General features: G+C 59.6%; 14 protein-coding genes. 5 read left to right on the forward strand and 9 right to left on the reverse strand.

Features of this window, described 5'->3' with window-relative positions:
- Nucleotides 1-230 precede the first annotated feature (230 nt).
- Together pfkA and J0X03_RS00335 are read left to right on the forward strand one after the other, a co-directional pair.
- Entirely contained in the window at nt 231-1193 is a 963-nt protein-coding gene (gene pfkA / locus J0X03_RS00330; protein WP_004931116.1) for a 6-phosphofructokinase, read from the forward strand.
- Between the two features lie 183 nt (nt 1194-1376).
- Complete coding sequence (locus tag J0X03_RS00335; RefSeq protein WP_033645235.1) at nt 1377-2366, forward strand: sulfate ABC transporter substrate-binding protein; 990 nt, start codon at nt 1377-1379, stop codon at nt 2364-2366.
- A gap of 65 nt (nt 2367-2431) precedes the next feature.
- On the opposite strand, the gene tpiA is transcribed toward J0X03_RS00335, so the two are convergent.
- Together tpiA and J0X03_RS00345 are read right to left on the reverse strand one after the other, a co-directional pair.
- A complete protein-coding gene (gene tpiA / locus J0X03_RS00340) occupies nt 2432-3199 on the reverse strand; it encodes a triose-phosphate isomerase (RefSeq protein ID WP_033652212.1) in 768 nt (255 codons plus the stop codon).
- Between the two features lie 127 nt (nt 3200-3326).
- A complete protein-coding gene (locus J0X03_RS00345) occupies nt 3327-3911 on the reverse strand; it encodes a DUF1454 family protein (RefSeq protein ID WP_033645207.1) in 585 nt (194 codons plus the stop codon).
- Nucleotides 3912-4110: 199 nt separating this feature from the next.
- On the opposite strand from J0X03_RS00345, the gene J0X03_RS00350 reads away from it, so the two are divergent.
- Complete coding sequence (locus J0X03_RS00350; protein WP_016929710.1) at nt 4111-4530, forward strand: DUF805 domain-containing protein; 420 nt, start codon at nt 4111-4113, stop codon at nt 4528-4530.
- Nucleotides 4531-4541: 11 nt separating this feature from the next.
- On the opposite strand, the gene fpr is transcribed toward J0X03_RS00350, so the two are convergent.
- Both fpr and J0X03_RS00360 read right to left on the reverse strand, forming a co-directional pair.
- Nucleotides 4542-5288 (reverse strand): ferredoxin--NADP(+) reductase, encoded by a 747-nt coding sequence (fpr, locus tag J0X03_RS00355; protein ID WP_033645208.1) that lies wholly within the window; start codon nt 5286-5288, stop codon nt 4542-4544.
- 3 nt (nt 5289-5291) lie between these two features.
- The gene (locus tag J0X03_RS00360; protein ID WP_033631328.1) at nt 5292-5903 is read right to left on the reverse strand and encodes a helix-turn-helix transcriptional regulator; all 612 of its coding nucleotides are present in this window, start codon (nt 5901-5903) and stop codon (nt 5292-5294) included.
- Nucleotides 5904-6201: 298 nt separating this feature from the next.
- Here J0X03_RS00360 and emrD point away from each other — a divergent pair, with 298 nt between their 5' ends.
- A complete protein-coding gene (gene emrD / locus J0X03_RS00365) occupies nt 6202-7386 on the forward strand; it encodes a multidrug efflux MFS transporter EmrD (protein ID WP_096242678.1) in 1185 nt (394 codons plus the stop codon).
- A gap of 195 nt (nt 7387-7581) precedes the next feature.
- On the opposite strand, the gene glpX is transcribed toward emrD, so the two are convergent.
- The 3 genes from glpX to J0X03_RS00380 form a co-directional block, all read right to left on the reverse strand.
- Complete coding sequence (glpX, locus tag J0X03_RS00370) at nt 7582-8592, reverse strand: class II fructose-bisphosphatase (protein WP_160204685.1); 1011 nt, start codon at nt 8590-8592, stop codon at nt 7582-7584.
- A 129-nt stretch (nt 8593-8721) separates the two neighbouring features.
- A complete protein-coding gene (gene glpK / locus J0X03_RS00375; protein ID WP_103101915.1) occupies nt 8722-10230 on the reverse strand; it encodes a glycerol kinase GlpK in 1509 nt (502 codons plus the stop codon).
- 42 nt (nt 10231-10272) lie between these two features.
- Nucleotides 10273-11118: an MIP/aquaporin family protein gene (locus J0X03_RS00380; RefSeq protein ID WP_004931095.1), complete on the reverse strand. Its 846-nt coding sequence runs from the start codon at nt 11116-11118 to the stop codon at nt 10273-10275.
- A gap of 524 nt (nt 11119-11642) precedes the next feature.
- Between J0X03_RS00380 and zapB the strand changes: the two genes are divergently transcribed.
- Nucleotides 11643-11882 (forward strand): septal ring assembly protein ZapB, encoded by a 240-nt coding sequence (zapB, locus tag J0X03_RS00385; RefSeq protein ID WP_004931092.1) that lies wholly within the window; start codon nt 11643-11645, stop codon nt 11880-11882.
- A gap of 60 nt (nt 11883-11942) precedes the next feature.
- Here zapB and rraA read toward each other — a convergent pair whose 3' ends face one another.
- Entirely contained in the window at nt 11943-12428 is a 486-nt protein-coding gene (gene rraA / locus J0X03_RS00390; protein WP_004931090.1) for a ribonuclease E activity regulator RraA, read from the reverse strand.
- A 75-nt stretch (nt 12429-12503) separates the two neighbouring features.
- Nucleotides 12504-13421, reverse strand: coding sequence for a 1,4-dihydroxy-2-naphthoate polyprenyltransferase (locus J0X03_RS00395; protein WP_033645211.1), 918 nt, complete (start codon nt 13419-13421; stop codon nt 12504-12506).
- Nucleotides 13422-13457: the final 36 nt, after the last annotated feature.

Genomic DNA, 13457 nt, shown 5'->3' on the forward strand with positions numbered 1-13457 from the left:
CATATAGAGGCATAGCGCAACGTATTATCATGAATATCTGAGTTAGCTCAGCGTGCCATGCGGTGTTTTAACCGTTATATTGCGTGACTTGAATCAATTCAGCTGGGTGTTTTTGATATAATATCCAGCAATAAGCCGTAAAGCTGGTTTTCTGCAGCCGGAGAGGTTTCAAGACGATCGGCGGAGACAGAATTCTTAAGAAATTGCATCTACACAGTTCAGAGGTAGTCATGATCAAGAAAATCGGTGTACTGACGAGCGGCGGTGATTCGCCGGGTATGAACGCTGCAATCCGCGGCGTTGTGCGTTCTGCGCTTTCAGAAGGTCTGGAAGTTTTTGGTATTTACGATGGCTACCTTGGCTTGTACGAAGATCGCATGGAGCAGCTGGACCGCTATAGCGTGTCCGACATGATCAATCGCGGCGGCACCTTCCTCGGCTCTGCCCGCTTCCCGGAATTCAGGGATGAAAACGTGCGCGCCAAGGCGATTGAAAACCTGAAGAATCGCGGTATCGACGCGCTGGTGGTGATCGGCGGCGACGGTTCCTACATGGGCGCCAAACGCCTGACGGAAGAAGGCTTCCCGTGCATCGGCCTGCCAGGCACCATCGATAACGATGTCGCCGGTACCGACTACACCATCGGTTACTTCACCGCGCTGGAAACCGTGGTGGAAGCGATCGACCGCCTGCGCGATACCTCCTCGTCGCACCAGCGCATCTCTATCGTGGAAGTGATGGGCCGTTACTGCGGCGATCTGACGCTGGCGGCGGCGATTGCCGGCGGCTGCGAATTCATCGTGCTGCCTGAAATCGAATTTAATCGCGAAGATCTGGTGTGCGAAATCAAGGCCGGTATCGCCAAGGGCAAAAAGCACGCCATCGTAGCGATAACCGAGCACATCTGCGACATCGATGAGTTGGCGCGCCACATCGAGCAGGAAACCAAGCGTGAAACCCGCGCTACCGTGCTGGGCCACATTCAACGCGGCGGTTCACCGGTCGCCTATGACCGCATCCTGGCCTCGCGCATGGGCGCCTACGCCATCGAACTGCTGCTGCAGGGTTACGGCGGCCGCTGCGTCGGTATCCAGAACGAAAAGATGGTGCATCACGACATCATCGACGCGATCGAAAACATGAAGCGTCCGTTCAAGGGCGACTGGCTGGAAACGGCGAAAAAGCTGTACTGATTCGCCGCTCACCGCGCGCCGAAAGCCTCCGCTTGCGGGGGCTTTTTTATGCTCGCCGGTGACATATTCCAGAATCATCTAGCCCAAAATTTTTTATTCTTTAATTGCCGGGAAAGTTTCTGGCAGGCTCTGATGCTAAATCAACCGATTGAGGTTGCGTTAATTTTCTGGGAGAGCCTGTCGATGCGTAAATGGGGTGTAGGTCTGACATTGGTGCTGTTGGCGTCCGGCGCCATGGCGAAGGATATTCAGTTGCTGAACGTGTCATACGATCCGACGCGTGAGTTCTATCAGGCTTACAACACGGCATTCAGCAAGCACTACCAGGCGGAAACCGGCGACAAGGTGACGGTGCGTCAGTCGCACGGCGGCTCCGGCAAACAGGCGACTTCGGTGATCAACGGCATCGAGGCCGACGTGGTGACGCTGGCGTTGGCCTATGACGTCGACGCCATCGCCGAACGCGGGCGCATTGAGAAAGACTGGATAAAACGCCTGCCGGACAACTCGGCGCCTTACACGTCGACCATCGTCTTCCTGGTGCGCAAAGGCAACCCGAAACAAATTCATGACTGGCCTGACTTGATCAAGCCGGGCGTGTCGGTGATCACCCCGAATCCGAAAACCTCCGGCGGCGCCCGCTGGAACTACCTCGCCGCCTGGGGCTACGCGTTGCATCACAACAACAACGATAAGGCCAAGGCGCAGGCGTTCGTCAAAGACCTGTACAAGAACGTAGAAGTGCTGGATTCCGGCGCGCGCGGCTCGACCAACACCTTCGTTGAGCGCGGCATCGGCGACGTGCTGATCGCCTGGGAAAACGAAGCGCTGCTGGCGGAGAAAGAGCTGGGCAAAGACAAGTTCGAGATCATCACCCCGAGCGAATCGATTCTGGCCGAACCGACGGTGTCGGTGGTGGATAAGGTGGTCGATAAACGCGGCACCCGCGACGTGGCGACCGCCTACCTGAAGTATCTGTATTCGCCGGAAGGGCAGACTATTGCGGCGCAGCACTATTATCGCCCGCGCGATGCGGCGGTGGCGGCCAAGTTCGCCGGTCAGTTCCCGCAGCTGAAGCTGTTCACCGTGGATGACACCTTCGGCGGTTGGACCGAAGCGCAGAAGGTGCACTTCGCCACCGGCGGCGTCTTCGACGAGATAAGCAAACGCTGATCCCGTTTGAGCGGCAATAAAAAACCCCGGCTTGCCGGGGTTTTTTTATGGCAAGCCTAAGACAATCAGGCTTTTTTCGCTGCGGCAGCGGCTTTGACGATCACGGCGAAAGCGTCGGCTTTCAGCGAGGCGCCGCCCACCAGCGCGCCGTCGATGTCCGGCTGGGAGAACAGCTCTGCGGCGTTCTTGTCGTTCACCGAACCGCCGTACTGGATGATGATTTCAGCGGCGACCGCGGCATCGTGTTTGGCGATGTGATCGCGGATAAATTTGTGCACGGCCTGCGCTTGCGCAGGGGTGGCGGATTTGCCGGTACCGATGGCCCAGACCGGCTCATAGGCGATCACGGTGCCTTTCATCGCCGGTGCGCCCAGCGTTTTCAGTACGGCGTCGATCTGGCGCGCACACACTTCTTCGGTTTTGCCCGCTGCGTTTTCCGCTTCGGTTTCACCGATGCACAGCACCGGGATCAGACCGGCTTCTTTCAGCACGGCGAATTTCTCGGCGATCACTTCGTCGCTTTCTTTGTGGTAGGTGCGACGCTCGGAGTGGCCGATGATGATGTACTGAGCACCGACGTCTTTCAGCATGTTGGCGGAAACTTCACCGGTGAAGGCGCCGGACAGGTTAACGTCCACGTTCTGCGCGCCCAGCGCGATGCGGCTGCCGGCCAGCGCGTGCTTGGCCTGATCCAGATACATCACCGGCGGGGCGATGGCGACGCCACAGCCGTCAACGCTGCTCAGCTCACTGCGCAGACCGGCGATCAGTTCGTTGACCATGTGGGTGCTGCCGTTAAGCTTCCAGTTACCCATAACTAATGGATGACGCATGTTTTTTCCTCCAACTAGGGAACGCGAGAGTCGAAATGACAACTGCCGGACCGGCAGTTTACCTGCCCAACAGTATAGAGATCATTAAGCGCGAAGGCTTTGCTTTTCGTCATTAAATGCCGCGCCGTTACGGCTCGGAAAGCGCCAGCTTAATCGGTTCAACCGCGAAGGTGACCCCTTTATCGCCGTTGTCCGAGACGACATAGCGAATGGCGCCGACCTGCTGTTGGTAAAAACGCGAGCCTTTGCCTTTTTCCAGCAGGCTGTTCACCTTGTTCTGACTCTGTTCCACCGTCAGCGCCGGTTCGAACTGACGCATCAGCGCCGCCATGTAGTTGATGGCGATGGCGCGCGCGGCTTTTTCTTCATTGGCCTGCTGCAGCGGCAGATGTGTGATCTGCAACGTTTTGATTTTACCGGTACCTTTCTCCAGTGCGGTGGAGGCGTACAGGTTTTCGTTGAGTTTACTGGCGGCGCGCGTCAGCAGCGGCGAATCGTCTTCGGCGGCGGGAATGGCGCGGAATTCGCCAATCGGCAGCTTCGGGTTATCGCGGTTGTACTTTTCGCGGAATTTAATCACCGTCAGGTCGAACGTCGGCGCGCCGGCCAGCAGGTAAGGCGCGGTCGGTTTCGCTTCGGCGGCGGGCGGTTCGGCCCAGGCGCTGGCGGCGGCCTGCAGCAGGCAGGCGATGGCGAGGGTTTTTCTCAGCATGGCGTATGGCATCAAGGACAAAGATGGCTCCGATTAAAGCGATAACCCGCAGGCCTTGTCAAAGATCCCACGCCATTATCGGTTCGCTGACGAGAAAGCTGTGCGGCGCGCCGCGTTATGCGAGGCGGAAAACTCGGCCCGGCAGCGCCTATGTTACACTGCGGCGCAGAATATGGGCAGGCTTAGAGCGCAGGAATCGATGACGTTACAACAGTGGTGTTTTTCTTTTAAGGGCCGCATCGGGCGGCGCGACTTCTGGATCTGGATGGGGCTGTGGCTGGTGCTGATGGCGGCGGCGTTTACGCTGGCCAACTATCAACTGATCGCCATCCAATCCATCGCTTTCTTTATCGTGGCGCTGCTGTGGCCGACGGCGGCGGTGCTGGTCAAGCGCCTGCACGATCGCAACAAGGCCGGCTGGTGGGCGCTGCTGCTGATCCTGGCGTGGATGCTGGCGGCGGGGAACTGGCAGATGCTGGCGCCGATCTGGCAATGGGGCGTCGGGCGTTTCATTCCGACGCTGATTATCGTGATGATGATGATCGATTTGGGTGCCTTCGTCGGCACGCCGGGAGACAATCGGTTCGGCCCGGAAGCCGAACCGGTGAAGTTCCGCTGATCCCCGCCGGGTTACCAGTAGTGTTCGCTGGTGATATGGCCCGGCTTGCGGCGCAGGTGCTTGCGCATCTGGCGTTGGTCTTTCAGCGTTTGCTGCGTATCTCGCACCATTTGCGGGTTGCCGCACAGCATCACGTGGCTGGTTTCGGCGTCGATGGTCAAGCCGATCGCCGCTTCCAGTCGGCCGTCCTCGATCAGCGCCGGCACGCGGCCGGTCAGTGAGCCGGGCGTCTCTTCACGGCTGACGACGGTCTGGATGCGCAGCTTGCCGTTGTAGCGTTGCTGCAGTTGCTGCATCAGCGGCAGGTAGCTCAGGTCGCGCGCAAAACGCGCGGCGTGCACCAGCACCAGGTTGTTAAAGCGCTCAAGGCCGGCGCCTTGCTGCAGAATCGATAAATAGGGGCCGATGGCGGTGCCGGTCGCCAGCATCCACAGCGTGTCGCAGTCGGGCACCTCGTCCAGCACGAAGAAGCCGGCGGCTTCTTTGGTCACCATCAGGTCCGATCCCGGCTGCAGCTGATTGAGACGCGGGCTCAGTTTACCTTCCGGTACCGTGACCAGATAGAACTCCAGGTTGGCGTCATCGGGGGCATTGACGTAGGAGTAGGCGCGCTGCACCCGTTCACCGTCGATCTCCAGCGCCAGCTTGGCGAATTGCCCGGCGGTGAAAGGATCGATGGGGGCATTGACCACCAGGCTGAACAGCCCGTCGGTCCATTGTTTTACCTGCGTAACCTTGCCGTTTACCCATTCAGCCATACTCTAAAGCTCCCGTGGTCGAATCAAATAAGCACAATGTCGTGAGCCGGAAATGGCGTGCGCGGTGCGCTCTACCCGGTAGTCGTTGCCGAACAGGCGGTGAAACAGCTGCAGCTCGGAATTGCACAGGCTGCTGCAGTTGGAACCGGCCACGCCGATCGGACAGTGGTTTTCCACCAGCAGCGCACCGTGCGGATGATCGAGCAATTCGGCCATGTAACCGTCGTGTTGCCGCAGGCGAACCAGGCGGGTTAGCCGATCCTGATGGCTGCGCTCGGCGGACAGCTCTTCGGCATAGCGCAGATAAAGCTGCTCTTCGCGCGCGATGAGCAACGGTTCCACGCCGGCGCCGCCAAACAGCTGCAGCGCGGATTCCCGCAGTCGCTCCTGATCGTCGGCCGTGTAGGCGTGCCCCCGCTCGGTCAGCGACCAGTAGCGCGTCGGGCGGCCGACCTTGCTGCGCGCTTCTTCGTAACAAACCAGCTCACGTTTTTCCAGGGATTGCAGATGTTGTCGGATGCCCATCGGCGTGATGTCCAGACGTTCCGCCAGCATTTTGGCGGAGTGCGGGCCGAGAGCCTTTAACTGCAATAAAATCAGCTCAGGTGTTTTCATGAACCAAATCCCTATGGTGTTATTTTATTTCAAGTTGATGAAAATAATTATCGATTAAATGCTAAAGCGCAGCTACTGCAAACGCGCTAATTTTTACCCCCAAAGCGTTAGACGTACAGTTTAATTTACGAGCCTGGTCGGGTTTGCTGCCAGTGTGACCTGGATCAATATTTGTCTGAAACTCGCTAAAAAAATCAGATTTGATTAGCTTATGCCGCCATAGAGGGCTGCTCGCCGTTCTGGCTGCTGCAACGGCCATACCGGGACGCTGTGACGAGTTGAAACGTTAACGAAGATAATGAGAAAACTAGAGAACTTTCACCTGCTGGTGATGCTTATCCTGTTGGTCGCCGTCGGCCAGATGGCGCAAACCATTTATGTTCCCGTTATTGCTGACATCGCTCACGATCTGTCGGTGCGCACCGGCGCCGTGCAGCGGGTGATGGCGGCGTATTTGCTGACCTACGGTTTCTCCCAGCTGATTTACGGGCCGATATCGGATCGTATCGGGCGCCGTCCGGTGATCCTGACCGGCATGATGATCTTCCTGGTGGGGGCGCTGGGCGCGCTGCTGTCCACCAACCTGACGATGCTGGTCGCCGCCAGCGCCATCCAGGGCATGGGCACCGGCGTGGCGGGCGTGATGGCGCGCACCATGCCGCGCGATTTGTATGCCGGCACCGCGCTGCGCTATGCCAACAGCCTGCTGAATATGGGGATTTTGGTCAGCCCGCTGTTGGCGCCGGTGATCGGCGGCGCGCTGGCGATGGTGTTCGGCTGGCGAGCCTGCTATGCCTTCCTGCTGGCGCTGTGCGCCTGCGTCGCCTTCGCGATGTTCCGCTGGCTGCCGGAGACCCGTCCGGTCCAGACGGAAAAACGCCGCATGCTGGCTAGTTTCCGCCAGCTGCTGAGCGACAGCACCTTCAGCTGCTATCTGGTGATGCTGATCGGCGCGCTGGCGGGGATTGCGGTATTTGAAGCCAGCTGCGGCGTGTTGATGGGCGGTGTGTTGGGGCTGAGCGGCCTGACCGTCAGTATCCTGTTCATTCTGCCGATCCCGGCGGCGTTTTTCGGCGCCTGGTACGCCGGGCGCGACGGCAAGACCTTCCACACCCTGATGTGGCATTCGGTGATTAGCTGCCTGCTGGCGGGAGCGATGATGTGGATCCCGGGCTGGTTCGGCGTAATGAACATCTGGACGCTGATCGTGCCGGCCGCATTGTTCTTCTTCGGCGCCGGCATGCTGTTCCCGCTGGCGACCACCGGGGCGATGGAGCCGTTCCCTTACCTGGCCGGCGCGGCGGGCGCATTGGTGGGCGGCATGCAGAACATGGGGTCCGGTCTGGCGACCTGGCTTTCCGCCATGCTGCCGCAAACCGGGCAGTTCAGCCTCGGCTTGCTGATGTTCGCGATGGCGCTGCTGATCCTGCTGTGCTGGTGGCCGCTGTCCAATCGCATGCAGCATCAAGGACATACCGCATAACGACAGGGCGCCATTCGGCGCCCTCATACCGTTGACAAAGGGAAGAAAAAGCGTGGTTTTTCTCCCCCTTTGTGGTTATTAGCCGAAAATCAATAAATTGATTTTCCTTGTTTTTTATTCACTGTTCTCTGCCGACCCGGCAAGGGCATGAGGTTTGCCATCAATCATCAGGGCGCCCTTCGGCGCCCTGTTTCGTTACAGCAGAAACTCGTGCAGCGCCGGGTCCTTGCGATCCAGATAGTGGGTCGAACGGATGCGGCGGATGGTGCGCGACTTGCCGCGGATCAGCAGGGTTTCGGTGGTGGCCATGTTGCCCTGGCGGCTGATGCCCTCCAGCAGATCGCCCTTGGTGATGCCGGTGGCGGAGAAGATCACGTTGTCGTTGCGCGCCATCTGATCCAGACGCAGCGCCTGACCGGCTTCGATCCCCATTTCCCGGCAGCGCGCCAGTTCCTGCTCGCCGATGCGGCGGTTCTCGGCGCTGTCGCCTTTCACCTCATGGCGCGGCAGCAAACGCGCCTGCATGTCGCCGTCCAGCGCGCGGATCACCGCCGCTGAGATCACCCCTTCCGGCGCACCGCCGATGCCGTACATCACATCGACCTCGCTTTCCGGCATGCAGGTGAGAATGGAGGCCGCCACGTCGCCGTCGGGAATGGCGAACACCCGCACGCCCAACTGCTGCATTTGCGCGATGACGCCGTCGTGGCGCGGTTTGGCCAAGACGATCACTGTCAGCTGCGACAGCGGTTTGCCCAGCCGTGCGGCGACGTTCTGCAGGTTCTCCGCCAGCGGCAGATTGAGATCGATGGCGCCGCGCGCCGCCGGGCCGACCACCAGTTTCTCCATGTACATGTCCGGCGCGTGCAGGAAGGTGCCGCGATCGCCCACCGCCAATACCGCCAGCGCGTTGGACTGGCCCATGGCGGTCATGCGGGTGCCTTCGATCGGATCGACCGCGATGTCGACCGCGTCGCCCTGGCCGGTGCCGACCTGTTCGCCGATATACAGCATCGGCGCTTCGTCGATCTCGCCTTCGCCGATCACGATGCGGCCATCGATGTCCACTTTGTTGAGCATGATGCGCATGGCGTGGACCGCCGCGCCGTCGGCGGCGTTCTTGTCGCCGCGTCCCAGCCATTTGTAGCCCGCCAGCGCGGCGGCTTCGGTAACGCGGGAAAATTCGATGGCTAATTCACGTTTCATGGCAAACCTGTCTGTGAGAAAGGGAGGAAAATATCGGCAAAGTCTATCACAGCGCGGCGGCGGCGGGGCGGGGCAAAAAAAAGCGCCGCCCGCAGGCAGCGCAATTTGGGGGTAACGGCAAGGCTGGGTTTAATCGTGATCTTCCCACGCCTGCGCGCGAGCCACCGCTTTTTTCCAGCCGCTGTAGCGGTAGTTGCGTTCGGTGGTTTCGATGCTTGGGCGGAATTCACGCTCAATCACCGCTTTGCTCTTCACTTCATCCAGATCGTTCCAGTAGCCGATGGCCAGGCCCGCCAGGAACGCGGCGCCCAACGCCGTCGATTCACGCACTTCAGGGCGCTCTACGCGGGTGCCGAGGATATCGGACTGGAACTGCATCAGGAAGTTGTTGGCGACCGCGCCGCCGTCCACGCGCAGCGATTGCAGGCGGGTGCTGGCGTCGGCCTGCATGGCGTCCAGCACGTCGCGCGTCTGGAAGGCGATGGATTCCAGCGTGGCGCGGATGATGTGGTTGCTGTTGGCGCCGCGGGTCAGGCCGAAGATGGCGCCGCGGGCATACGGATCCCAGTAGGGCGCGCCCAGGCCGGTGAAGGCCGGCACCACATAGACGCCGTTGCTGTCTTTCACCTTGGTGGCGAAATATTCGGAGTCGGCGGCGTCGCTGATCAGTTTCAGCTCGTCGCGCAGCCACTGGATAGACGCACCGCCGATGAACACCGCGCCTTCCAGCGCATAGTTCACTTCGCCGCGCGGGCCACAGGCGATGGTGGTCAGCAAACCGTTTTTCGAGCGCACCGCTTCTTTGCCGGTGTTCATCAGCAGGAAGCAGCCGGTGCCGTAGGTGTTCTTCGCCATGCCCGGTTGAACGCACAGCTGGCCGTACAATGCCGCTTGCTGGTCGCCGGCGATACCGGCGATAGGAATACGCGTGCCGCCCTTGCCGCCGATGTTGGTCTGGCCGTATACCTCGGAGGAAGGACGGACTTTCGGCAGCATGGCGCGCGGAATGTCCAGCACTTCCAGCATGCGTTCGTCCCAGTCCAGTTCGTGGATGTTGAACATCATGGTGCGTGAGGCGTTGGTGTAATCGGTGACGTGTACGCGCCCCTGGGTCATCTTCCACACCAGCCAGGTATCGACGGTGCCGAACAGCAGTTCGCCGCGCTTGGCGCGCTCGCGGGCGCCTTCGACGTTGTCCAGGATCCATTTCACCTTGGTGCCGGAGAAGTAGGGGTCAACCACCAGGCCGGTGTTGTGACGGATGTACTCTTCCAGGCCGTCGCGCTTGAGCTTCTCGCAGATGTCGGCGGTGCGGCGGCACTGCCAGACGATGGCGTTGTAGACCGGCTTGCCGGTCTCTTTTTCCCAGACGATGGTGGTTTCGCGCTGGTTAGTGATGCCGATGCCGGCGATCTGATCGGAATTGATGTCGGCCTTCGCCAGCACTTCTACCAGCGTCGAGCTTTGCGACGCCCAGATCTCCATCGGGTCGTGCTCAACCCAGCCGGCCTTTGGATAGATCTGCGGGAATTCGCGTTGCGATACCGCAACGATGTTGGCGTCGTGATCGAGTACGACGGCGCGTGAGCTGGTGGTCCCTTGGTCGAGTGCGACAATGTATTTTTTTTCTACAGTCATGGTAATTATCCTGCTGTTGTTAACCGTTTAAAACTGCACCCATCACGCTTTACGCTGCTGGGTCTTGGCGTCGGGCTCTTCTTCCGTCACGCAGACGTCGCACGGCAGGTGGCGGCCAATCAGCGCGCGGTAACCGAAAGCGCCCAGGCCACAGCCGACGATAGGGGCGAAGATCGGCACCAGGAAGTACGGGATGTCGCGCGCGCCGGTGAAGGCGACTTTGCCCCAGCCGGCCAGGTAGGCGAACAGTTTCGGCCCGAAGTCACGCGCCGGGTTCAACGCAAAGCCGGTCAATGGTCCCATGGAGGCGCCGATCACGGCAATCAGAATACCGATCAGCAGCGGCGCCAGCGGGCCGCGCGGAATGCCGTTGCCGTCGTCGGTCAGCGCCAGGATCAGGCACATCAGGATCGCAGCGATCACCATTTCTACCAGGAAGGCCTGGCCGACGGAGATGTGCGCGTTAGGGTAAGTCGAGAAGATGCCGGCCAGTTCAAGGCTTTCGTTGCTGCCGCGCACCATATGGTGAGCCGCTTCGAAGTCGAAGAACAGGTTGTAGTACAGCCCGTAGACCAGGGCGGCGGCGCAGAAGGCGCCGGCGATCTGCGCAATGATGTAAGGCACCACTTTGCGCCCGTCGAAGCAGGCGAACAGCCACAGGGCGAGGGTGACCGCCGGGTTGAGATGCGCGCCGGAAATGGCGGCGGTCAGATAGATGGCCATGGCGACGCCGAGGCCCCAAATGATGCTGATTTCCCACTGGCCGAAGCTGGCGCCCGCCAGTTTCAGTGCGGCAACGCAGCCTACGCCAAAGAAGATCAGCAGCGCCGTGCCGAGGAACTCGGCGATGCACTGGCCTTTTAATGTCGGACTGGTGGTTTGGCTCATAATGTTGGTGTCCTGCAAAACGGCGGTTGTTGGTTTATAGGTTCAGCCAGGTATACATCTGACCTATGGGCACAGTTTTTTTCATCTCGTCCAATTATTGAATGAGGACGTGATGTAAATTTATCGTTAACGAACATAAACGAGAAATAGCGAAATCAAAATGTGTGTGGCGCGTCATAAAATTGAGCGATTTCGCGTCGTTCAGTGTTCTTTCTGAGCCATAAAAGTGTGATCTGACCAGTGGTTTGGCGAGTGGCGTTAACAACTCGCGGCGGCGGCGGCGGGGATTTTCAGTTTTTACTGATGGCGAGGGCAGGAAAATTGCAACAGACTGCGCGATGATCCGGTATGTTGCTAGACAGGCGGAGACTGGCTACTTACAATCGTTTTTAACGAATCGAGACTGGCGCGCCTTCCGTAACGGCGCGCGTCACTGAGCGCGATGCAATATTCGCAGTAGCTGCAGCCGACGTTGCGGCCGCTACTTATAGATGTACGCCTTGCTATCATGAGGGGACTGAAGCATGTCATTTGAAGTATTTGAGAAACTGGAAGCAAAAGTACAGCAGGCGATTGATACCATCACCTTGTTGCAGATGGAAATTGAAGAGCTGAAAGACAAAAACAACTCTCTGTCGCAGGAAGTGCAGGCTGCCTCCGGCAACCACGAAGCGCTGGTGCGCGAAAACCAACAGCTGAAAGAAGAACAGCACGTATGGCAAGATCGCCTGCGCGCGCTGCTGGGCAAAATGGAAGAGGTTTGATTCCTTACGCCATGCAGCAACGAAAAGGGCGCCTGAGGCGCCCTTTTTCATGTCCGAAAATCACTCGATGTCGAGCGGGTCTTCGGAGAGGATGATGCCGGTGTTGTCGGCATACAGGTGGTCGCCGGAGAAGAAGGTGACGCCGCCGAAGTTGACGCGGATATCGCTTTCGCCCACGCCTTCGCTTACGGCACCCGCCGGGATCGCCGCCATCGCCTGAATGCCGATGTCGAGCTCTTCCAGATCGTCCACCTGGCGCACCGCGCCGTACACCACGATGCCTTCCCATTCGTTCTGGGCGGCCAGGCGCGCCAGTTCGGCGTTGATCAGCGCCCGGCGTACCGAACCGCCGCCGTCGACCAACAGCACGCGGCCGCGACCGTTTTCTTCAAGCAGATCGAATAACAGGCCGTTATCCTCAAAGCATTTCACCGTGGTGATCTGCCCGCCAAATGAAGTACGCCCGCCAAAATTGGAGAACAGAGGTTCAACAACGTTCACCTCTTCATGATAGATGTCGCAAAGTTCGGAAGTATCGTATTTCATAGGATTTTACGTCTGTTTGCCGCAGGAATGTTCAGTATATCCCTTTATTCGCCCTGTTGGCAAAATCATCAGTTTTTAACTGAGCGCCACGCCGATGGCGAACAGCAGGTTGGCCAGCAACGCCGCCTTGACCATATGCTCCAGCATCGGCCGCATGCCGACCGGCGTCGGATCGCGCAGCACGCGCAGGCCGTGGCGCACCAGTAGCGGGATCGCCAGCACGAACAGCCAACCCCACAGGCTGTGGAGGTTGAACAGCGTAAACAGCGCGAAACACAGCACCGCGCCGCCGAGCAGCAGGGCGTGGTAAATGCGCGCCTTGTGCGGGCCGAGACGCACCGCCAGCGTATTCTTGCCGTTTTCGCGATCGCTTTCGATATCGCGCAGATTGTTGATGTTGAGTACCGCCGTCGCCAGCAGGCCGCAGGCGGTGGCCGGTAGCATCACGACGCTGTCGAAGGTGTGCGTCTGCAAATAGTAGGTGCCGGCCACGCTCAGCCAGCCGAAGAACACCAGCACCGAGATGTCGCCCAGCCCCAAATACCCGTAGGGTTTGTTGCCGACGGTGTAGGTGATGGCCGCCACGATAGACAGCCCGCCCAGCACCAGGAAGCCCACCACGTCGCTGGGTTGCTCGCAGGCGACGGCGATCAGCGAACAGCCGGCGATGGCGATCAGCACTACCGTCACCACCAGCGCCCGTTTCATCTGCGCCTGGGTGATCATGCCCTTTTGCATGCCGCGCAACGGCCCGATGCGATCTTCTTTGTCGCTGCCTTTGACCGCATCGCCGTAGTCATTCGCCAGGTTGGAGAGGATCTGCAGCAGACCGGCGGTCACCAGCGCCAGCAGCGCCACTTCAGGTTTCAGGCTGCCGTGCCAGGCGGCGATCGCCGAGCCGACCACGATGGAGGCAAAGGCCAACGGCAGGGTGCGGGGGCGTAGACTTTCGAGCCAGGCGGAAATCGGGGTGGTGGAGGTTGATGAGCTCATGTTTCGCTTCTGTCAGTAAGTTGCGGTGTCCGTTAG

This window comes from Serratia ureilytica (genome assembly GCF_017309605.1).
Lineage (GTDB): Bacteria > Pseudomonadota > Gammaproteobacteria > Enterobacterales > Enterobacteriaceae > Serratia > Serratia ureilytica.